Here is a 22,505-nt window from a genome sequence, read left to right as displayed (position 1 = left end):
TGGAAATGCCAATTTTTTTGGAAATGCTAAATGGTTGGAAATACTAACTTTTTGTAAAGACTAAAAATAGTATTCCAACGCCAGTTCAACAAAGTCATCCTTGCGTGCGAAGAACAACAAGTCCTCTGGGGTTTCGTTCTCAAACAACCAAGCATTCAGTCGCCACTTGAGATTGTTGTTAATACGGCTCGATGCCTCTAGCTTGGCACTGTAGACATCACTGTTATCTAAGTCTTGAGTGATACCAGTAAGCACTTCGGTGCCGTCTTCATCGTTCAAAGCGAAACGTGCCCCAAGGAACACATCATTTTGGCCGATGGTTTGGGCATTGTTGCCTCGGCTGTCATACAGGTATTCAGCGATGAAGCCGATGTCCCAGTACGATTCAAGCGCCCCTACCCAAGTGTATTCAAAGCCTGTCGCCACGCCGGTATGGTTGTCGTAGCTGTCGCGATAAATGCTTTCCAGCTTCCATAACCAGTCACCGATAATGCCTTGAACATCCAATCCGAAGTGTTGCATTTGGGCGTAGTATGGCTTGAGTTGATTGCCTTCCACACGGTAATAAGGGTCGCGGTTTGTGCCGCCTAAGTAGCTTAAACCGACATCCCAATCACCGTACATTTGGCTGTAACGCAATGCCACATCAACGTGTTTTTCTTCTCGTGAAGATTCGTAAAGCGCATCGTCCGATACTGGCACGGTTGGCCTTAATCGACCGTCTTCGCCTGCGAAGGTACGCTCACGAACATACGGCAGTAACATGGCGTCTATGGTGCCCCACTCTTTTATCGAGGTGAAGTGCACCATAGGCTGACCTAACTTGGATTCGCCATCGACCGATTCAATGGCATCGGTCTGGTTTACCACATCCACTAAATGCGCCGATTCGGTTACGCCCCAAAATACCTTTCCAACACCCGCTCGCAGTTCGTAATCATCCCAATAGGTTAAATACAAGGCTTCGCGAATATCACCATGAGTTCGTTCATCGTCTTCACTGTCTAGGCGATAAAACGGGGTGAAGGTAATGCTGCCGTTGCCCTCTTGTTGCTCCCAGTAAAACTCTGGCTGCAACACCAGTGAGCTTTGTCCTTTGTCTTGCCCTTGTAAGCCGTCGCTAAAGAACTGCCTATGTTCAAGGTTAACCTGCCCTGCGATATCAGGACTAAAGCCTGCCGCCACACAAGGCAACGACACCTGCATAAGCCCGACGGTCGCCGCCAAGGTTAAGGATAATTGGGTTCCTGTTGCCACAATCCTTTTCATATTCCTGCCTTATTTCGCACGTTTTAGTGTGTTCTTTTGGAAATCCTTGTCTTTAAGACCGGTCTGGAACACTAAATCTGTCGTGGTTAATACGGTGCTTTTGCCTGTTTGATGGTTTTGCATCGCCATGGTGTGTGCGCGCCAGTATTGGTTTAGGTACTGTTTGTAATCTTGGAACGATAGAGTTTTAAGCAGTGCGCCTTTGCGGTCGTAAAACTCGACTTTCATTGGGCGGTAGTGCTGTTGGTCTAGCCATACCTTTTGCATGGTGTAGCCTGAGTTTTTATCGGTCGGTACTTGCTCTAAAACAAAGGTGTCTACGCCTTCCAGTTTTGCGTCTTCAATGTAGTTGAAGGTGTACTTTTCAAGTTCAAACGAGCTTAAGTCCTCATACGCAAATTCACTGCCCATAAACGGGCCAGATTTGTTGCGTGAAGAGATGCGTTTTACACGCTTGAGTGCAGGAAGATACAACCACTGGTCATCGGATTTGGTGATGTGCGAATGGTTTAGGAAAGCCGTGCCTTTTACGTCGCGTGGTTCATCAAAAATGGTTAAGCCTTTGTCGCCATCGTCATCGACTTCCAAAGATTTCAATCGCATCAAACGTGTACTGCTTTCGCCCTGCTTGTTGCGAAGTAGCATTTCCATGGTTGCGACAGAATCGCCCCACCCGACATCGACCGCTTTACGTTGCTCGGCAATTTCTAAGCCTTTCGCAGGGTCTGCTAACGCTGGGAAAGCGGCGAATGTGCTCAGTGCCAACGAGCTAACAGTAAGTAATGTAGTAGCGAATGTTTGTTTAACGCTTTTCATAAATATCTCCTTGAGTCAGCCCACCGCAGCAGGCCGACGTTTCCTTATTTGGTCGAAGTAGTCAGTTCGGCTGTCGATCTAGGCTGCGACTTGGTATCTGGCTTTGATTCGTGCTGAGTTTTAGCTGAATAGTGGGTCTGTTTGTCGAAGAGCATCAGTAAGCTTGGTAGCAAGATGAAATCGACCACCAGCGCAATGAAAATCACAATCGCGCTGAGTAAGCCCATGTCGGAGTTGAGTCTGAAGCTCGACATCGCCAGTACAGAGAAACCGGCCACTAGCACAACAGTGGTGATCCACAAAGCGCGACCTACGGTGTGGAAAGCGTATCGAACCGCTTCTTCTGCTGATTTCCCTTCGATTCTTGCGCGCTGGTATTTACTCAAGAAGTGCACCGCATCATCAACCACGATACCCAACGTGAGCGTGACCACGACTGACAAACCGAGGTTGATTTCACCTGAGATAAGCGCCCATAAACCAAAGCCAATGATCGCAGGCGCAATGTTGGGCACTAGGCTGATCATGCCTAAGCGAACCGAGCGCAATGCAAAGATCATCAAGCCAGAGATAAGCACTAGGGTGATAGGCAAAGTTGATAGCATGCTCGCCATGTTGGTTTCGCCAATATGAGCAAACATCAGTGAAGGGCTCGAAGCCACCACTTCATATTGCGGTGCATTGGCTGCAAACCATGAGTAAATGCGCTCTTCGAGTTCGACTAGCTCAACGCTGCCAAGGTTATCGACGGTGAGTACCATTTTGATCGATGATTTATCGACGTTGATCTGGTTGTTCAAGTCCAAGCCGTACGGCAGAGACATTTCGTAAAGCAGCAGATATTGCGCGGCAAGTTCACGGTTCAGCGGTAGCTTGTAGTAACTGTCGTCGTCGGCATGCATATTCTTGTTCAAACGCATGTAAACATCAGAAAGCGTGGCGACATGGTCGGTTTCTGGTTGAACACGTAGCCACTCAGTAAAGTCACCAATCGCTTGCAAGAACACAGGATCAGCAATCGCTTGAGACTCGTTAGTTTTCACTGCGATACTGAGGGTTGTCATGCCGCTTACGGTCTCTTCCATGAAGTCGGCCGCTTGTCTGAATTCACTTGAGGTATCGAAATACTTCACCGATTCATCGTTGACTTTGTTGAGCGGAATTAACGCGGCAGCGCCAACAATCACTAGCGTAGAAATCGGCAGCAGTGCTTTACGGTTAGTTACGACAAAATCGCCCAGCTTATCCATGAAGGTGACTTTGTCTGCCGCCTTAGGGTTGGCAGGTAGACGTTTGACTGGCAGCAGTTTTAGCAACGCTGGCAACATAGTCACAGACAAGAAGCACGCAATAAGTACACCCAGTGCCGATAAGTTACCGAAATCACGCAGCACTGGTGAGTCCGACATGTTCATCATCAGGAAACCAATCGCAGTGGTCACCGAGGTGATCAGAATCGGCATCGCATTGAGCTTGATGCTGTATTGAATGGCTTGTGCTTTCTCCATACCGCGCTGCATCGCTTGTCTCATGGTCACAATCACGTGAACACAATCAGCCACCGCCAAAGTTAAAACCAAGGTTGGCACATTCACGGTTGCGGTACTCAAGAACATCCCTGCCCAACCAGACAATCCCATGGTGGCAACAATCGAAGAGATGATCACAATGAGCGTCGCCACCACACTAAAGAACGAGCGCAGCATAAAGGTCAGGAACATCAGTACCACCAACAGCATTAAGGGAACGAGCGTTGAGCTGTCTTCTTGAGCCGAAGTCATAAACGCGTTGTTCATGGCTATGATGCCCGCTTTATGGAATTCGACATTAGGATACTGAGCTTGGTACTTGCCGATCATGGTATTGATTGCCGCAATCACCTCTTGCACTTCTGCGGTTTTGTCCACTTCTGGCAGTTGCACGGTGACGTTCACAATCGTCACATCGCCAGAGGCCGACACCAAGGCATTCTTAAGCAACGGCTCGTTAAGGGCGATCTGTTTTACTTTGGCGATGCGTTCTGGTGTGTGTTCGTACTCTTCATACAGCAAGTCTTCTACCAAAAGATCATCTTCAATGGCTTCGGTGTGCTGATAATTAGCAAGGGAATCGACACGGCTTGAATACGGGATCTGCCACGCATCAACCGTGAGATTTTGAATCAGGGTGAGAGTTTCAGGGGTGAAGACATTGCCATCTTCAGGTGCGACAACAATCGCAAGGTTGTCGGTTTTTGCAAAGGTGGTTTGGATTTCATCGAACGCCATCAACTGCTTGTTGGTGCCTTCGAAGAAGATGTTGTAGTCCCCTCTAAAGTAGAGGTTCTTAGCCCCTAATGCAGAGAGAATGATGATTGAAAACACCACCAGCAGAACGATAAACGAACGCTTGGTAGGTATTGAGTGCCAACTGTTTAGATCTGTGTTTGCGCTATCGGCATTAGGGTTATCTCGGTTTTGCTGATCGAACGTGGGCTTCTGGCTGTCATGTTTCATCACAGTCTCCATTTGTGACGATTCGTCATATTTGTGTCATAAAAAGCCAGCCGAAGCTGACAAAAGACACAATGCTTAGTCAAACACTCAAGAAAACAGCAACCACAGTCGGTCAGTCTCAAGTTTGTGACGAATCGTCAAAAATGGTTATTAATAAACCCACATGTGTGGGCTTAACGGAAGCTATCGACCTACAGACTCTAAGTAAGCGATCTCTTCACTGAACAGTTCTTGTTCTACACGACGCCAAGTTTTGCGGTAATCCCAGTCACTAGAAAGGGGCTGCCAATTGAGGCCGTCTAGAATCATGTTCGCGTTGTGTAATACTGAATACGGGTCTTGTAACCGCTTAATACAATGACTGTTTGATGCATTCTGTGACAAAGCATTTGAACCAAATGCGATTGACCAGTTAGCAAAAACGATGGCATCTGAGCCAACGCCAGAAGAGAACTTTAGGTCACCCACTTCTACCGCTTGGTTAACCATAGAGTCGCATTGTTCAATCACCAACTCTTCCAGTTCATTCATCTCGGCGACGCGTGCACTAGACGCTTTCTCTAGTACCCACGGGCTTTTAGCCATGATCGCACAGGTTGATAGTACCGGTTCCATGCGAGCATAGATTCGGTAAGCAACGTGCAATGCGACGATCTTTTCACGTGTGTTGCCTTCAAACTCTCCAGAGCGAGCAAACATCATTGCTTCTGTCTTGAGAGAGTGAATACATAACGCTAAAACGACGTCTTCTTTGCTGCAAAAGTGATTGTATATCGTACCTTTAGAATAAGAGCTCGCTGCCGTTAGCTTGTCCATCGTGAGGTTTCCGAACCCTTGTTCTCGAACCAGATCTTTTGCTAACAACATCAACTCTACTTCTCGGTCTGCAATAGACTGCTGCTTTTTAGACAACACGCCTTTGCAACCAAAGATACCTTGTTTATCGCCTTTACAACCAAAGCCAAACATAATTTTTTAGTCCGTATATGAGCTTAGCCGTTATCTAAGCTTCGCCAGTATTTAAAACACTCCTATCCAATATATTAACACGAATAGTAAATTCATGTAGTTAACCATTTTGTGACGCTTCGTCATTTCTGACTTATCGTCATAATAGCGCAAATATTGATCATAACAAGGGGTTTTATAAATTAAATACATTTTGTGAATGGAAAGAGAATAAATGGGATATAGCTAAGAAAATCATCAATAGTTGACCTAAAGAGAAGACTTTAAAAGAAGACCTGTATTGTGACCAACAGAATGTGGACGCGAATTGGGCATTCTTAACCTAACAAAGAATGTCGGCACTTTAAGCTGCTATGCGTATTCATGCCCAATGATTCCTAGCTTAAACCACAAGAATGAATGACTGTAGGCTTACTTTATGGGGCAGACGTCTCCTTATGGTCAATATTTGGCTTACTAATGCCGTTTTCTGTTAAGTTGCTATAAATTCGGTAAGGGGTGACTTACAATAGTGACAACGACTTACCTTTTTTGAGAACACGATATTGAGCGCCAAATATTCTTATTTAGCTTGGCAAGTGAATACTTCTAGCCCTGCAGAAAAGCTGGTTTTATTGATGCTTGCAGACGGTGCTGACGAATTCGGCTACACCAATGTGTGCCTACAAACAGCAGGTCAACTTTGTGCTCTCTCTACGTTTGGTTTAGCCGACTGTCTTAAGTGTTTAGTCGACCAAGGTTTTCTCGATAAGGTAAAAGTAGATTATCGGGATAAAAAAGAGATTCACGTTTTCAAAATGCTCATTGAGCAAGAGCAAACTGCGGCGCACGTTGAGGTTCAACCGACCAATAGTATTCCGGTCTACTCTACGGCACCTGCACCTGCACCTGCACCTGCACCTGCACCTGCACCTGCACCTGCACCTGCACCTGCACCTGCACCTAAGTTTCAGCCTGCTCCGGCACCAATGCAACACATGCAGCAGGCCCCTCGCCCACAAGGTCGAGGCTCAATGAACAGCAACACCGTCTCTACTCATGATCTCAACGAAGAAGAGATACCATCATGGGCAGAACGTGCGTTTAAATTCTCCGGTTTGACCGGTGACCATAGTTTAGTATGGAAGAAATTTGTCCTCTGGTATAAAGCCAAAGCCAATGAATTAATGCCATTATCTCGGATTGAATCCAAGCTGCAGTACTGGCTAGTTAACGAGAAGCAAAATGAAAGACAACAACAGCAGAAGACCTCTCAATATTCAGGAAATGCAGGACAAGCTCAAGGAAATGGGTATAGACAAAAGCTTAGCCCATCTGAACGCTTCAGGCAGCAGCTCATTCAAAAAGGCAAAAAGCCAACCTTCTGAGCCAGCTCAACCTGTTGTACCTGACGCTACAGGTCCATTAGTACCTGAAGTGATTGAAGCGCAAAGTACCGAAGTGAAAGTAGCGGCTGCACAAGCTGCGGATTCTGGTGCGTCTCAACAAGTACCTGTTGTTGATCAAGATCCTGCAGAGCTGGAACTAACCGATTGGTGTATTCACGTGTTCGGCTCTTTCTTGAGCGTGTACGAAACGCAGTGGGAATATCAGTACGGTAGTGAGCCAAGCGGTAAGTTTATTGAATTTGCTAACTCAGTCGATTCAGACGGCCTTAACCGCGTGCTAATGCACTGTCATGAACGTATTCAACTTGGCAACAGTTGGCCGCCGCAAATGGGTGAGCTTTGGATCCTGAAAGATTCTTTGACTGAAGAAGAGTTGTTGGATAGCCGTATTCGAGTGTTGTCACGCTCTGCAGATAATAAGATTGAGCAATGGTTAATCCAGAATAAACTGTACGATTTAAAGCGCACGGCTGAAAACAAACTCGATGGCCTGTTCAAGAAGTATTACTTGGAAGCGAAACGTTTAGATGAGAAAGGCATGCTTGAAACTGAGTTACCAGAATTCCTTCTTGCCGCTAACTCTGTAAAGAACCTGAACGATTTAAAACGTGAAGAGTACGAAAGTAAACACGGTAAATCGATTAACCCAAGAATTCAGCGTATTCTGAACAGTAAAAAATAACCATCCGCTTGCTATCTGTTATAAGAAAACAGAGTAGCGATTACACGGTTAACAGATACAAAAATGCCAGCTATCAAGCTGGCATTTTTTACGAATTCTTACGAACTCTACAAATATCCGTGACCAACGGTACGTCTGTCACTGACTGCAAGTAATTACAGTAGGTGGATAGTTGCGTTTAGCGTGAATACGCCAGAGTCGTCATCTTTCATTTTGAAGTTTTGGTAGCTAGCGCCTACAGATAGTGGACCAAAGATGAAGTATTCAGCGCCTACACCGTACATGATATCAACATCGTCTTGCTTGAAGCCATCAGCTTTAAGCTCGTAAGAGTGAAGACCACCCTTCGCGTATACGTGAAGAGGACCAAAATCGATGCTTGGTTTAATCGCTAGGTAAGCAGTGCTTGCGTCTAAATTCTTAAGATCGCGGTTGCCGTAATTAACGCTGCCGAAAGAACCTAGATCCCAGTAACCCGCTTCAACACCGATTAGTGGAAGGATACCTGTACCTACGTGGATGCCCACCGCGTTTTCATCTTCACCAGCGAATGAGTTTTGACCACCCATTACACCGCCGTACAACCAAGAATCAGCCATTGCTGTTGAAGATGCACCTAGTAGTGCTAGTGCCAATAACGTTTTTTTCATATTCGACCTTTTTCGTCCTAGTGGCAGGCCTTGAGTGGTAATAAATTGCCACCAAGTCGCCCTGTATGTAATAACTATTCAATTAGTAATGCAATAAGCAAGATTTATACCCAAACCTTGCCATTGCGTCTAGCTTTATTCCTTTAGCAAGCATCAATCGCGTTTTTAACACGCTTATCTGATACTGGGTAAGGCGTACCGAGCTGCTGTGCGAAGAAGCTTACACGAAGCTCTTCTATCATCCAACGCACCTCTTTTACATTTTCTGGAACCGCGATCCCTTTTGGAATTTTATTCAGCAGTTCTTTGTAATCATTCATTACTGACTCAACTTTGATCATGTGAAGACGATCTTTGTTCGGGTCAATTGGCAGTTTTTCCATGCGGCGTTCAATCGCTCTCATATAGCGTAGAATATCCGGCAAGCGTTTCCACCCACATTCTGTGGCAAAACCCTTAAAAATCAAACCTTCTACTTGAGCTTTTATGTCAGAAAGTGCGAATGCCATAGAAAGATCCACGCGTCCTTTCAGCTTTTTACTGATGCTGAATGCCGTGGTTAGGATGGTTTCAACCTGTTGAGCAATCTCTACTACGGTATCACCCAGCTCTGCACGTACGTGTTCTTTCAGAGCTTCAAACTGCTCTGGTTCCCAAACCAAACCGCCCTTCTCTTCAATCAGCTTATCAATACCACAAGCGATACAGTCATCGATAAGATCGAGTACCTGTCCGTATGGGTTGAAGTACAAGCCAAGTTTCGATTTGTTCGGCAGGTTCGAGTGCAAGTATTTGATCGGTGATGGCACGTTCAACAAGATTAAACGACGCTGACCCGATTTCATTGCCGAGATTTGCTCTTGCTCGGTTTCGAACAGTTTGATCTCTACGCTGTCTTTGGTATCCACCAGCGCAGGGAAGGCTTTAACATCGTAGCCACCACGTTTCTGTTGGTAGACTTTTGGTAATTCACCAAAGCTCCACGTGTGCAGGTTCTGCTGCTCGATATCGTCGTCTGCCACTTTAGAAAGCGTTTCTTGAACCTTGTCTTTCAGGCTCTCTTTCAACTCATGCAGATCTTTCTGTTCTTTCAGCTTACGCTTGCGATGATCTACAGCGCGGAATGTTACCTTTAAGTGCTCTGGAATCTGGTCTAACTTCCAGTCATCACGTACCACTTCCACACCCGTCATGCGGCGTAGCTCTTTCTCAAGAGAATCCAGTAACGGTGCTTCAAGCGGTGTCACACGTGCCAAGAATGCATCTGCGTAGTTTGGCGCAGGTACAAAGTTACGGCGTAGCGTTTTAGGTAACGACTTAATCAAGCTAATTACTAGCTCTTGACGTAGACCCGGGATCTGCCAATCAAAACCGTTCTGGTCGATCTGGTTCAAGATAGGCAGCGGAATGTGTACCGTTACACCATCGTTATCGTCACCCGGCTCAAATTGGTAACTCAGCTTGAGCTTGATACCGTTTTGGTGCCAGAAGTTCGGGTAATCCAGATCGGTAACGTGGCTAGCATCACCGCGGAACAGCATCGATTTTTCAAAGTTAAGCAGCTCAGGGGTTTTCTGACTGGTCTTCTTCCACCATGTATCAAAGTGACGGCCAGAAACCGCCTCTTCACCAACACGCTGGTCATAGAAATCGAACAGTTCATCATCGTCGATCAAGATGTCACGACGACGCGATTTATGCTCTAGCTCTTCGACTTCTTGTAGAAGCTTACGGTTCTGCTTGAAGAAAGCGTGTTTGGTTTCCCACTCACCTTCTACTAATGCACTGCGTACAAACAACTCACGGCTGACGGTTGCATCAATCGCGCCGTAGTTCACAAGGCGCTTAGGTACGATTGGGATTCCGTAAAGCATCACTTTTTCGTGTGCCATTACCGCTGCTTGTTTCTTCGACCAATGTGGTTCGCTGTAACTGCGTTTAATCAGGTGTTTCGCTAGCGGTTCAATCCATTCAGGTTGAATCTTCGCGATAACACGGCCCCAAAGTTTTGAGGTTTCTACCAGCTCCGCAGACATGATCCACTTAGGCTGTTTCTTAAATAGGCCAGACGCAGGGAAGATGTGGAAGCGTGCATTACGTGCACCTTGATACTCATTCTTCTCTTGGTCTTTCATACCAATGTGCGAAAGCAGACCTGATAGCAGTGACATGTGAATGCCATCGTAGCTGCCCGGTTCTGTATTCAACTTAGTATCTAGCTCACGCATTGCTTGGTGAATTTGGAAGTACACATCTTGCCATTCACGGATACGTAAATAGTTGAGGTAATCTTGCTTACACTGTTTGCGGAACTGGTTACTCGACAATGCTTTTTGCTGCTGCTTGATGTAATCCCATAAGTTCACAAACGTGATGAAGTCAGACTCTTTATCGAAGAAACGCTTGTGCTTGTCATCAGACGATTGTTGCTTATCTGATGGACGCTCACGCGGATCTTGAATCGACAACGCAGACGCGATCACCATCACTTCGTGTAGGCATCGGTTACGTGGCGCTTCAATTACCATACGCGCTAAACGTGGATCGATAGGCAGTTTTGCCAGCTTACGACCAATCGCGGTTAGCTTCTTCTTGTCGTCGCCGTGGTTCTTGTTTTTGTTCGCTGACGGTTCAACGGTGGCGATCGCACCAAGCTCTTCAAGCAGCCTTACACCGTCTTGAATGTTGCGCTTATCGGGCGCTTCAACAAATGGGAACGCTTGAATGTCGCCTAGGCCTAGCGCTGTCATCTGAAGGATAACCGATGCTAGGTTAGTACGAAGAATCTCTGGGTCAGTAAACTCTGGGCGTGACTCGAAATCTTCCTCAGAGTACAAACGAATACAGATACCTTCTGCAACACGACCACAACGACCTTTACGCTGGTTTGCACTCGCTTGAGACACTGGCTCAATCGGTAGACGTTGTACTTTAGTACGATAGCTGTAGCGGCTAATACGCGCCGTACCCGGGTCGATAACATACTTGATGCCCGGAACGGTTAACGAGGTTTCTGCCACGTTGGTTGCCAGAACGATGCGTCGACCAGTATGAGACTGGAAGATACGGTTCTGCTCACCCGCCGATAGACGCGCGTAAAGCGGGACAATTTCGGTATCACGAAGGTTGCGTTTACTTAATGCATCTGCGGTATCACGAATTTCTCGCTCACCGTTCATGAAGATCAAGATATCGCCAAGGCCTTCATCACACAGCTCATCAACGGCTTCAAAGATGCCTTCGATTTGGTCGCGGTCTGAATCACTTTCATCACCACCTAATGGGCGGTAACGCGTATCAACTGGGTAAGTACGACCAGACACTTCAATGATCGGTGCATTGTTAAAGTGCTTAGAGAAACGCTCTGGATCGATGGTTGCCGACGTGATGATCACTTTCAGATCAGGACGCTTTGGCAGTAACTCTTTCAGGTAACCCATGATGAAATCGATGTTCAGGCTACGTTCGTGCGCTTCATCGATAATGATGGTGTCGTACTGATTTAAGAAACGGTCGTGTTGAATCTCCGCCAGTAGAATACCGTCGGTCATCAGTTTGATTTGGGTATTGTCAGAAATCTGGTCGTTGAATCGAACCTTATAACCAACGAACTCACCCAGCTGTGTTTCCATCTCTTCAGCAATACGGTTCGCAACCGAACGCGCCGCAAGACGACGGGGCTGAGTGTGACCAATTAAGCCAAAGCGGCCGCGGCCAAGCTCAGAACAGATTTTTGGTAGCTGAGTGGTTTTACCCGAACCCGTTTCACCCGCCACGATAACCACTTGGTTTTCAGCGATGGCTTTCGCGATGTCTTCGCGCTTTTGGCTAACCGGGAGAATTTCTGGGTATTCAATCGTTGGTTTCTGTGCCGCGCGCTGAGTTGCCATCATCATTGACTTAGCAATGTCTAACGCAATCTCATCAAAGACAGCGTGCTTAGCTTGTTCGTTCTTAATTTTACTCGCACCAGCAATTCGCTTACTCAAACGGAAGCGATCGCGCATCATACATTCGTTGAGCGCTTTACGAAGAGAGGCTGGGCTATTCTGAGATGATTTGTTGTTTTTCGCTGATTGTTCAGCAGATTTTTTCGATGCAGCTTGGTTTAGTTTCGCTTTGCTCTGTGAAGAACTTGGCTGTGCTGCATTCTTGTTGTTATCTGCTTTTTCCGGAGACGAAGTCAAAGCGTGTCCTATTCTTGTACTTATTAAACTCGCGCGATTATATCACAAGTCTCAAACAAAAAAGCCTGACAGCAAAGGGAAAACCTTTAGCTATCAGGCTGATTAATCTCGCTAACACTCGCAGGAGCTATGAAAGCGCGGTCAAATGTAATTCGTACTTAGTCAACTCTGGTTTAAAGCTAACGTTAAAAACTGCGCTTAAAACTCATATTGGAAGTAAACCGTGTTGTAGTTACTACCGCCTTTGATACGACCATACTGAGAGGATTTTTCAAAGATTGCAGAACGGTGATGCAATGAATAACCGAACCATAAGTTGTTCAAGTCATTCTTGCCAATCAAGTCGCCAACGTTGACATCGAATGAGAAGTCTAAGTAGTTCAACAGATGACTGGCTGTGTAGCCTTTACGCTCCATCTCAGAGCCTTCGATGTAGGTAATCGAATCGATGTAAGACATACCTTCTGCCACACCAACACGCCACTGAGTTGGCCAATCAAAGGTGTAATACGCTTTGATTGCGATAATGTATTCGGTGCTGCTTGATTGAACGTCTGAGCTCCAGTGGTGGGCAATACCTGGGGTTAAATAGATATCCAATGGCAAGCCGAAGATCTCATCAGTTAATGGGTGTCCATAGAAGAACGAGGTCAACTGGTTGTTGTATTCGTCTTTTTCTCTATTGAACTTCATGATGTCGCCAATATTGGATGGCGTTCCCCAGCCGTGTGCGACACGTAAGTAAGGCGCATTGCTCAGTTTAGGTTTTGGCGCTTTCTCTTTGTCGTTAAAGAAACCAAAGCCAAGGTACAATTCCCCCTGATAACGGTCTTCAACAATCGAAGAATCGTAAGCGTTATCGTCCAATCGAGTCACACTGGTTGAACCCAATAAGTACAAGTTAGAAACCACATGGTAACGCGTTTCAACACCAACATTTAAGTCAACACCAGCACCAATGGTTTCATTAGATGCGGAGTAATACTCACTGTTGAAATCAGCACTTTTATAACGCAGCGTCGCGCTCGGGTAAAACTCCCAATCTCCAGTTTCATACTTGGCTTTAGCTCGTAAGTTACCGTGGAAGTTGTATTCACTGTCGCTCATTAACTCCGTCTCGACAGACCAAGAATCATCAAGTTGGTAGGTCAGTTGAGCACCAAAGTCCGCCGTATCGCCTTCAATCGCGTTCTGCTCAGATGCAGGAATATCAATAAAGCGCATGCGAGAGATAGCATTGAAAGACCACTTCTCATCGTCAGTTTGATAGAGGTATGCCCCCATCTCAGTACCGTCAATAAACACATAATCGTTCTTGAAAAACAGCATCGGTACGAATGAGCTAACCGATTGGTCGCCACCAGACGTGTCATAAGGGATGCTTGCTGTACGGAACATTGCAGCGATGCCCCACTCTTGCTCTTCAGCGGCCCACGCATTAGCACTTACGAAAATGCCACTTAGGAAAGCGCTACCTAGTAAAACCAATCCAGATGAAGGAAGAGTCGGTAAATATTTGAGCTTCATTCTTGTGTAATTACTCTTTGAAAAAAATATTGTTTTACTGATTAGACATTTATTAACCATGACGGCTAACTATTTTTAGGTTTGCTCGGCATTGACCGTTACAATGTAGAATATTCTCGGTTAAATGAAAGTATTGTGAAAGTCTCCGAATTACAAAACATTATAGATCACTTACCCAAAGATTCCGATCCAGATATTGTTATGGGTGAGGCGTGGTTGCCTGAGCGTTTGGTGGATACCAACCTAGACGGTGACATGCTATTTCTTGAATTCGATAATGCCCCTGAAGACAATCAAGGGGATGAAGAAGGCCGTGGCTTTGTTGAGCACGAGATTGCTATGATTCGAGAAAAGCTCGAACTGTTATTAGACGAGCCTTCCGATACCAAGACCAAAGCCGATGCCCTATTGGCAATATTTCTAATGGGCCATGAACTTTCTAGCTCAGAAGTTATCGAAGTTCTTGAATCAACAGAATCTGAAACGACAGAGCCTGAGATTGCAGAGCATAATCAACAGAATCTGACTCAGTAGAATTTGAAGCATCAACGCTTGGAACCACAAAGCCAGACACGAACAAGCTCGAAACAAAAGAACACCACGACGACTAGCCACCAACGATTTTAGGTACCGTATTGAAACCCTCTACGACATCATCTCTTCCCCTGTTACTCGCCGGACCCATTTTAAGAAAAACCACCGCGACTGAAGTAATACTTTGGTTAGCCACCAGCTCGCCTCTTACAGGCAGAGCCGAGCTTCATACTCAAGAAATAGACGATTCTGAAGCAGCACAAGACCAGCCGTTTTATACCTCATCGCTTGAAGAACATGATTCGATTCAAATCGGTACACATGCGTGGATAACGCTAATTCGCTTACAAGGTGAGTTTCCGACTAATACGCTGCTTGAATATGACTTTCACACAGAGTCAGGTTCACTAAAAGAGCTCGCCCCTCACCTTGTTTACAACGGTAAATCTCGCGTTGAGTTTAAGATATCGACCTCAGCTGATTACATTCTTCATGGCTCTTGCCGCAACCCGCATCATCCAAGCAAAGACAGCCTAGTTGCAGCCGATAACAAGATGGCCGATCAAACCGTCGCTGAAAGACCCGACATGCTGATGATGAGCGGCGATCAGATCTACGCCGACCATGTGGCAGGCCCAACACTTGATGCTATTCAACAAGTGATTCACCTGCTTGGCCTTGTAGGCGAAAGCTTACCGACTGACTCGCAAATTAAACAAATCAACAACAGTGACGCTCTGTATAACAGTGAATACCACTTATACCAGCGTCATCACTATTTGCCGCACCACACAGCTTCAGAATCCATGCTCGATAAGTTATTCCCGAACCGTGGCGTGCCGATTTTTAGCTCTACCGATTGTGAAAACCACTTGGTCACGCTGTCTGAGTTTATCGCGATGTACTTATTGGTTTGGTCTCCGACACTGTGGCAATGCGTCAATCGAGAGCGTTTAATTGAGAATAACTTCACTCAAGGTGGACGCCAATTAACACCGACTGAGCAGCAACAATGGCGTGATGAAAGCGTCATCATGGATGATTTCATTGCTGGCTTACCGCAAGTGCAACGTCTGTTCGCGCATATTCCAACGTACATGATCTTCGATGATCACGATGTGACGGATGATTGGAACCTTACCGTGGGTTGGGAGCATGCCGTCGACCAAAACCAGTTCGCGACCCAAGTCATTGGTAACGGCCTTGCGGCTTACTGGATGTGTCAAGGTTGGGGTAACAAACCGGAGAGCTTCGATGAAACGTTTATCGAGCAAGCAAAACAGCTTTTTGTCGCTCAACCGCTCATTACTAAACAACCGCGCATTAGTAAACAAACTCATAATGAAGCCGGCAATGCAGCGACTACTCACTCTATTGGCAACATCGAGCCAGACAAGCATCAAGCCTTTATTGAGATGCTGAGTCGCTTTGAAGAGTGGCATTACACAATAGATACCTCACCCAAAGTCATTGTGTTGGATACTCGTACGCGTCGTTGGCGTTCAGAGTCACGCATGAACAAGCCTTCAGGTTTAATGGACTGGGAAGCCTTGATTGAGTTTCAACATCAGTTAATGAATCAAGATAAAGTGGTGATCGTTTCTGCTGCACCGATGTTTGGCGTGAAGTTTATTGAAACACTGCAAAAGATGGCGACCACAATCGGCAAGCCATTAGTGATTGACGCTGAAAACTGGATGGCACATCCGGGCAGTGCTAATACGCTGATCAGCATCTTTACCCATACCAAAACACCGACCAACTTCGTGGTACTTTCTGGCGATGTTCACTACTCCTTCGCTTATGACATCAAGCTTAGGTATCGTCGCAACAGCCCGAACATCTATCAAATCACCTGCAGTGGTATTAAAAATCAGTTCCCTGCTCCGCTGCTTAAATTCTGCGATGTATGGGACCGCCTGTTATACAGCCCTCGCTCAGTTTTGAACTACTTCACTAAGCGTAAACGCTTGAAGATCGAAAAGCGAAGCCCTGACAATCAGACCTTCTATCGCCTTTCAAACCGCAGTGCGATTGGAGAATTGAGGCTAGACACTGATGGGAAACCGCAATCGATCACGACACTCAGTGGCGACGGTAAAATTACCCGTTTCCCAGAGCCCGATTGATAAAATGCTCCTTATCGCTAGCGTATCCGTAATGTCAGTTTTTAGTAAAGACGCTTGCGATCACACTCTGTAGACCCAATAGTTATGCTTATGGTTATAGTTGATAGCTATCAGCGTTACGGAACTCGATACAAATTTTAACTGGAGCTCGTTATGTTCAATTCTCTCACATCAATGTTTAAACAATTGATTGAAGGCCAGGACCTAAGCAAAAACCAAGGCACATCACCTAATATCGCCATCGCGAGTTTGTTGTGTGAAGTCGCGGGTGCCGACCATCAGATCAATGAATCAGAAAGAGTCGCTAAGCTACAGCTTCTGCAGCGTTTGCTGGATTTAGATGAAGAACAAGCAAAGGTACTGCTCGCGCAAGCAGAGCCGAAAGTAGAGCAATCAGTATCGCTGTATGACTTTACATCGCAACTCAGAGACCTATCTCAGCCAGTGCGAATCGACTTAATCAAAGCGATGTGGGAAGTAGCGCATGCCGACGGGGAAATTGACCCTATCGAAGATTCTGTGATCCGTAAAACAGCGGAGCTGCTCTACGTTGACCACAGTGACTTCATCAAGAGTAAGTTAAGTGTTTTAGGCGAAAATTAGTGCCTGAAATAATGAATTGGAAACTGAAATAAATAAAAGCGACGGGTTAAGAAACCGGTCGCTTTTTTGAATCGGTAAACTGAAAGCTGACTAAACAGGGCTGAGAGGAGCTAAAAATTTAGCTACAACATAGTTAATGTGAGTTTCGCAAGATTATAAGCATCGACATAACCCGAGTGCTGACGACCTTCCCACTCAATATTTTTGGCTTCTTGAGCAGCGCGGTGACCAATGCGTTTGTCTTTCAAGCGATTCTGAACACGGTAAAGCGTTGCGATGTTTAAGAACTCGCTAAACGGAGGTTCAATGCCTTTCTCAATACACTCTTTGTGTAAGATAAGATCGTCGCGTCCCCACGCTGCGTAGATTTTCTTTGGGCCACCGAAGTTCTTAATCATCGACTTGATAACAGACTCTAATGGGCGACCCTGCTTTTCGATTTTACGAGGGGTAATGCCCGTTAACTCGGCGCAAAATAGAGAGACTTCGTCTTTTTCGGGCTTAACGTAATATTGCGCGCGCTTCACGATGGTTCCAGATACAAGATCGATCTCAGCAAGACCAATTTCAATGATCTCCCCTGTTGTTCCTACACCGTCTTCGCTCCAACAGCACATTTCCAAATCGAAACACACCACTCGATTGTGATTCATACGTCGCCTAATTCTCTCGTCAAAAATTTCGTGAAATTGTACATGAGCCTAATAAAGAACTCGACCCCAGTTGCATCAAGTGCTCATTTAGCCTGCAATTGTGACTCGATTTCGGCCATTTGACTTACTTAGGTATAACATGCTGTCAGTTTTTTGAAGGAGCGCTTCAATGTCTTCATTAGTGCGGATGGTAGCCCCGATGCTTAGAGTGCAACTCAATAGCTGGCCAGAATGCTCGCAATGAGACTCACTCACCGTATCTAAAATACATTCTAAATAGCGAGACAATGAGTCATGTTCAGTGATGCTCGAAATGATACCGAACTCATCCCCTCCCATCCGGAATAGGTTATCTCCAGACTTCAAGCTCACTGAGATAACCTTAATCACATGGATAAGTAACGCATCACCGGCTGGGTGCCCAAACTTATCATTGATCTCTTTAAACTTATCAACATCAAACACTATTAAGCTAAACGGCTTATCGCTTTGTATCGATTGACCAAGCATCTTATTAAAAGCTCGGCGATTATAAATTTCCGTTAAACTGTCATGATTGGCAAGAAAGCGAAGTTCTTCTGTTCTTTCATCAATCATTCGATATAAGCGCTCTTTCTCTCGAATTTGCAGGTTCACAATATAAGCAAGCAGTAATGAGATAGTGGTACCAACTATGCCGATTCCCGCCAACACTAAGTAACCATTAAATGAAATACATGCATCTATCTTGAAGTCGATAATCCATTCACGGTTAGTTAATGTAATCGTCTTTGTAATGTGCTGCCCAGTTACCGCTTCATAACCATTGGTTTCGAACATTATCGGGGCATCTTCAGCTTCAAAACCGCTATCGGTAACACGCACATAAACGTCCATATCGCCGACAGTAGATGCCAGAAGTTTCTCAAAATAGTATGTGGTACGAACAACACCAATCACAACCCCTAACAAATTGTCCGTTTGACCATCAAACACAGGGTGGTAGACCAACATTCCGCTCTTAGGTGTGTTGCTGTCTAAACCATCTTGCAATAGACGAACTTTGTCTGAAATATTCGCTTCACGTGTTTTTTTAATGTTCTCAATGACCAGATTAAACCGCTCACGAGAAGAGTAAAAACCCAAAACACCGTTGTTCACTGGATCATTCGGATAAATATCTGTCGCGATAAATACGGGCTCGCCATCCAAGACATAACCATAAGTTTTTGGCCCATGTTTAGGGATAGTAAACATTCTATAGGATGGGTATTGAGCTTTCATTTTGGCGGTGTGCTCGGCGATATCTTCTACCGCTACTTTTTGCATCCACTGCAATCCGATCAGGCTTTTCGAGCCGTTAATCGTTTGCTGAGCAAAACGATCAAATCGGTCCCGACTATCGACATCATTAGAATAGAAAAAATTCGCACCGGAACCGATATAAGCGACATCGTTATCAATAAACGCTTTTAAACTGAGCGTTTGATGCTGAGCAAAGCTATCCAGATTCTCATTCAAAGACCTATTTTGATTCGCCGCAACCAAAACAAAACACAACACCGTCATCAAAAATGTGGCAAAAAAGACAACTAACGGCAAAGTTCGTTTCTTCAACCCTGTTATAGGGTCGGTAGTGTGGGGCATACAGCTTCCCATATGATGTTATTTTGAGTCGAAAGTATACACTGCCGGAATGCTAGGCTCTATTTATCTTTGACTCTCACAATGGGATAAAACTAACACTATTTACAACCCATGGACATTTACGGCTAATAAACCAACAAATCTCGATTAACTTTCAAGCTAACTCACCAAAAAGCCAGTTTATTGAAAACATTAAATAAAGCCCTTAAGCCTTGAATATGCTAGTATCCACCCATATTTATAGCTTGAAAGTGACCATTTCGGCCTTATGCCACTGAGTTTCTTTCCAACCTGTATATTCCTTTAAACCGACGAATATACCGTTAAATCAATTTTAAAGAGAAATCACTATGATCGTTGATTTGAACCTAATCCCACAAACGTTTGATATGCTTCACGCAGGCCTAACTGCATCAAGCGTTTTACTACTGCTAATTGCCGTTTCTCGTAAAACCAAAGTGGTCGAGAAAGTCGTAGAAAAACCAGTAGAAAAGGTCGTTGAAGTTGAAAAGCCAGTTGAGAAAATTGTCGAAGTAGAGAAAGTAGTAGAAGTTGAACGTGTGATCGAAAAAGTAGTAGAAGTTGAATCTAAGCTTGCTACAGCACCAACAGACTCTGCAATGCAGCTACTGTCTATCATGCAGCAAGAAGCGCGCCTTATCGACTTCTTAAAAGAAGACCTAACGTCATTCTCTGATGAAGAAGTTGGCGCAGCAGCTCGTGTTATTCACACTGGCGGTCAAAAAGTATTGGCTGATTACGTAACGCTGTCTCACATCCGCACTGAAGATGAAGAAACACGTATCACTATCGCTGAAGGTTTCAACCCTCAAGAAATTCGCCTAACTGGCAACGTAACGGGCAATGCACCATTCAACGGCACACTAGTTCACAAAGGTTGGAAAGCAACTGACATGAACCTGCCTAAGCTTGCTGAAAACTACGATGCATCTGTAATTGCACCGGCAGAGGTGGAGCTATAATGGAACACCAAAGTCATTCAGCTCAAGAGCCATCTTCTCAAGAGCAAAACCAGGTACCCAAGTTCAGTGTTGGTATCGATTTAGGTACTACACATTGCGTTTTGTCTTACATAGACACAAGCAATGAAGACGCTCGCGTTGAGGTGATGCAAATCCCTCAACTGACGGCGCCAGGTACAGTAGAAACTCGCAGCCAACTTGGCTCGTTCCTATACCAACCGCACGAACATGAAATGAATGCGGGCTCTCGCGTTCTTCCTTGGTCTTCAGAGCCAAAAGCGCTAGTGGGTGCAATTGCTCGTAACCTTGGTTCTAAAACCCCTATCCGTTTGGTAGCAAGTGCAAAATCTTGGTTATGCCACGGTGGTGTTAACCGTCGCGATGCTTTCCTTCCTGCAGGCAGCCCTGGAGAAGTTGAAAAAGTATCTCCGCTTAAGACAACTGAATTGTACCTTGAGCATCTTAAAGACGCATGGAACCACGCAAACCCAGAACACAAACTGGCAGACCAAGATGTAACGATCACGGTTCCAGCTTCGTTTGATCCTGCGGCTCGTGACCTAACAGCAGAAGCTGCACGTAATGTTGGTTTCACTCACCTAACGCTTCTTGAAGAGCCACAAGCGGCTCTGTACAGCTGGATTGATAACAGCAACGACACATGGCGTGATGAAGTAAACGTTGGTGACATCGTTCTTGTTGTCGATATCGGTGGTGGTACAACCGACCTTTCGTTAGTTGAAGTAACACAAGATGACGGCAACCTAAGCCTGAACCGTATCGCAGTAGGTGAACATATCCTACTTGGCGGCGACAACATGGACTTAGCACTGGCTTACCGCTTGAAGATGAAACTGGCGCAAGAAGGCAAAGAACTGGCTCCTTGGCAGGTTCAAGCAATGACTCACGCATGTCGTGATGCGAAAGAAGCACTGCTTAACGATGCTGAACTGCAATCTGTGCCTATCGTTGTTCCAAGCCGTGGTTCTAAACTGCTTGGCGCAACACTGAAAACAGAACTGACTCAGCAAGAAGTTCAACAAACATTAGTGGACGGCTTCTTCCCTAAAGTTGCTGTAACTGAGCACCCTGTACAAAAGACGCGTGGCGCACTGACTCAAATGGGTCTGCCTTACGCTCAAGACGCAGGTATTACTCGTCACATTGCCGCATTCCTTTCTAAGCAAGCGAACGCGCTTTCTGGAAATAGCGAAACGGCTCAGCAAGATTTCAACCCGTTTGCAAACATGCCCGGTATGCCCGGTACGCAAGGGTCAGAAGCGCCAGCGGCAGACTTCATCAAGCCAACAGCAATCCTGTTCAATGGTGGTGTTCTAAAATCGAACCTACTTGCTGATCGTCTTTCAGATACGATCAACGAATGGTTGATCAATGCTGACGAAGAGTTCGCAAAACAGCTTTCAGGTTTAGATTTAGACCTAGCGGTTGCAAGTGGCGCTTCATACTACGGCGCAGTTCGTCGTGGCCAAGGCGTTCGTATCCGCGGTGGTATCGCTTCTTCTTACTACGTAGGAATTGAAAGCGCGATGCCAGCTATCCCAGGTATGGCTCCTCCGATGGAAGCTTTGTGTGTTGCACCATTTGGTATGGAAGAAGGTTCAAGCGTACAAGTACCTAGCCAAGAATTCGGTCTAGTGATTGGTCAGCCAGTACACTTCCAGTTCTTCGGTTCAACCATTCGTCGTGAAGATGAAGCGGGTACGCACCTTGATCACTGGGCGCCTGAAGAGCTTGATGAGCTTCCTGAAATCCAAGTGACATTGCCGGTTTCTGAAGGCCGTCGCGAAGGTGAAGTGGTTCCAGTGACTTTGGCTTCTCGCGTTACTGAGCTAGGCACCTTACACCTAGAAGCGATTGCTACTGACAACGGTCAGAAGTGGCACGTTGAGTTCGATGTTCGTGAAGACTCGAATAACGACTCAAACGAACAAGCATAATGAATCAACGGCACCTTAGCGGGTGCCGTTACTTTA

At 45.7% G+C, this 22,505-nt stretch carries 16 protein-coding genes; 7 read left to right on the top strand and 9 right to left on the bottom strand.

Annotated elements, in window-relative coordinates; translation table 11 throughout:
* Window positions 1-60: 60 nt before the first annotated feature.
* From BCU07_RS04765 to BCU07_RS04750, 4 genes are all read right to left on the bottom strand, one after another.
* A complete protein-coding gene (locus tag BCU07_RS04765) occupies window positions 61-1,269 on the bottom strand; it encodes a hypothetical protein (protein WP_102428595.1) in 1,209 nt (402 codons plus the stop codon).
* A 9-nt stretch (window positions 1,270-1,278) separates the two neighbouring features.
* On the bottom strand, window positions 1,279-2,085 hold the full coding sequence (locus BCU07_RS04760; protein ID WP_017060448.1) for an outer membrane lipoprotein-sorting protein: 807 nt from the start codon (window positions 2,083-2,085) through the stop codon (window positions 1,279-1,281).
* A 44-nt stretch (window positions 2,086-2,129) separates the two neighbouring features.
* A complete protein-coding gene (locus BCU07_RS04755) occupies window positions 2,130-4,592 on the bottom strand; it encodes an efflux RND transporter permease subunit (RefSeq protein ID WP_241910058.1) in 2,463 nt (820 codons plus the stop codon).
* A gap of 171 nt (window positions 4,593-4,763) precedes the next feature.
* A complete protein-coding gene (locus tag BCU07_RS04750) occupies window positions 4,764-5,549 on the bottom strand; it encodes a TetR/AcrR family transcriptional regulator (RefSeq protein ID WP_102428593.1) in 786 nt (261 codons plus the stop codon).
* Window positions 5,550-6,094: 545 nt separating this feature from the next.
* Here BCU07_RS04750 and BCU07_RS04745 point away from each other — a divergent pair.
* Together BCU07_RS04745 and BCU07_RS04740 are read left to right on the top strand one after the other, a co-directional pair.
* On the top strand, window positions 6,095-6,916 hold the full coding sequence (locus BCU07_RS04745) for a hypothetical protein (protein WP_413286080.1): 822 nt from the start codon (window positions 6,095-6,097) through the stop codon (window positions 6,914-6,916).
* Window positions 6,837-7,619 (top strand): hypothetical protein, encoded by a 783-nt coding sequence (locus BCU07_RS04740; RefSeq protein WP_102428592.1) that lies wholly within the window; start codon window positions 6,837-6,839, stop codon window positions 7,617-7,619. Before BCU07_RS04745 ends, BCU07_RS04740 begins: the two co-directional genes overlap by 80 nt.
* A gap of 155 nt (window positions 7,620-7,774) precedes the next feature.
* Here BCU07_RS04740 and BCU07_RS04735 read toward each other — a convergent pair whose 3' ends face one another.
* The 3 genes from BCU07_RS04735 to BCU07_RS04725 form a co-directional block, all read right to left on the bottom strand.
* On the bottom strand, window positions 7,775-8,269 hold the full coding sequence (locus BCU07_RS04735; RefSeq protein WP_017065440.1) for an outer membrane beta-barrel protein: 495 nt from the start codon (window positions 8,267-8,269) through the stop codon (window positions 7,775-7,777).
* 143 nt (window positions 8,270-8,412) lie between these two features.
* A complete protein-coding gene (gene hrpA, locus BCU07_RS04730) occupies window positions 8,413-12,456 on the bottom strand; it encodes an ATP-dependent RNA helicase HrpA (RefSeq protein WP_102428591.1) in 4,044 nt (1,347 codons plus the stop codon).
* A 198-nt stretch (window positions 12,457-12,654) separates the two neighbouring features.
* Window positions 12,655-13,983 (bottom strand): MipA/OmpV family protein, encoded by a 1,329-nt coding sequence (locus BCU07_RS04725; protein ID WP_102428590.1) that lies wholly within the window; start codon window positions 13,981-13,983, stop codon window positions 12,655-12,657.
* Window positions 13,984-14,064: 81 nt separating this feature from the next.
* On the opposite strand from BCU07_RS04725, the gene BCU07_RS04720 reads away from it, so the two are divergent.
* The 3 genes from BCU07_RS04720 (at window position 14,065) to BCU07_RS04710 (ending at window position 17,249) form a co-directional block, all read left to right on the top strand.
* Window positions 14,065-14,517 (top strand): hypothetical protein, encoded by a 453-nt coding sequence (locus BCU07_RS04720; RefSeq protein WP_102428589.1) that lies wholly within the window; start codon window positions 14,065-14,067, stop codon window positions 14,515-14,517.
* A gap of 101 nt (window positions 14,518-14,618) precedes the next feature.
* Window positions 14,619-16,646: a hypothetical protein gene (locus BCU07_RS04715; RefSeq protein WP_102428588.1), complete on the top strand. Its 2,028-nt coding sequence runs from the start codon at window positions 14,619-14,621 to the stop codon at window positions 16,644-16,646.
* Between the two features lie 153 nt (window positions 16,647-16,799).
* On the top strand, window positions 16,800-17,249 hold the full coding sequence (locus BCU07_RS04710) for a TerB family tellurite resistance protein (protein WP_102428587.1): 450 nt from the start codon (window positions 16,800-16,802) through the stop codon (window positions 17,247-17,249).
* Window positions 17,250-17,371: 122 nt separating this feature from the next.
* On the opposite strand, the gene BCU07_RS04705 is transcribed toward BCU07_RS04710, so the two are convergent.
* Together BCU07_RS04705 and BCU07_RS04700 are read right to left on the bottom strand one after the other, a co-directional pair.
* A complete protein-coding gene (locus tag BCU07_RS04705) occupies window positions 17,372-17,902 on the bottom strand; it encodes a 3'-5' exonuclease (protein WP_017060438.1) in 531 nt (176 codons plus the stop codon).
* Window positions 17,903-17,989: 87 nt separating this feature from the next.
* The gene (locus tag BCU07_RS04700; protein WP_102428586.1) at window positions 17,990-19,528 is read right to left on the bottom strand and encodes a sensor domain-containing diguanylate cyclase; all 1,539 of its coding nucleotides are present in this window, start codon (window positions 19,526-19,528) and stop codon (window positions 17,990-17,992) included.
* A 350-nt stretch (window positions 19,529-19,878) separates the two neighbouring features.
* On the opposite strand from BCU07_RS04700, the gene BCU07_RS04695 reads away from it, so the two are divergent.
* Both BCU07_RS04695 and BCU07_RS04690 read left to right on the top strand, forming a co-directional pair.
* The gene (locus BCU07_RS04695) at window positions 19,879-20,511 is read left to right on the top strand and encodes a DUF2760 domain-containing protein (RefSeq protein WP_017060436.1); all 633 of its coding nucleotides are present in this window, start codon (window positions 19,879-19,881) and stop codon (window positions 20,509-20,511) included.
* On the top strand, window positions 20,511-22,469 hold the full coding sequence (locus BCU07_RS04690; protein WP_102428585.1) for an Hsp70 family protein: 1,959 nt from the start codon (window positions 20,511-20,513) through the stop codon (window positions 22,467-22,469). Before BCU07_RS04695 ends, BCU07_RS04690 begins: the two co-directional genes overlap by 1 nt.
* Window positions 22,470-22,505: the final 36 nt, after the last annotated feature.

Source organism: Vibrio sp. 10N.261.54.E10 (assembly GCF_002877735.2).
In the GTDB taxonomy this organism is placed as follows: Bacteria; Pseudomonadota; Gammaproteobacteria; order Enterobacterales; family Vibrionaceae; genus Vibrio; species Vibrio crassostreae_C.
The sequence above is the reverse complement of the archived record's forward strand: the minus strand, read 5'-3'. Positions and strand labels throughout refer to the sequence as shown.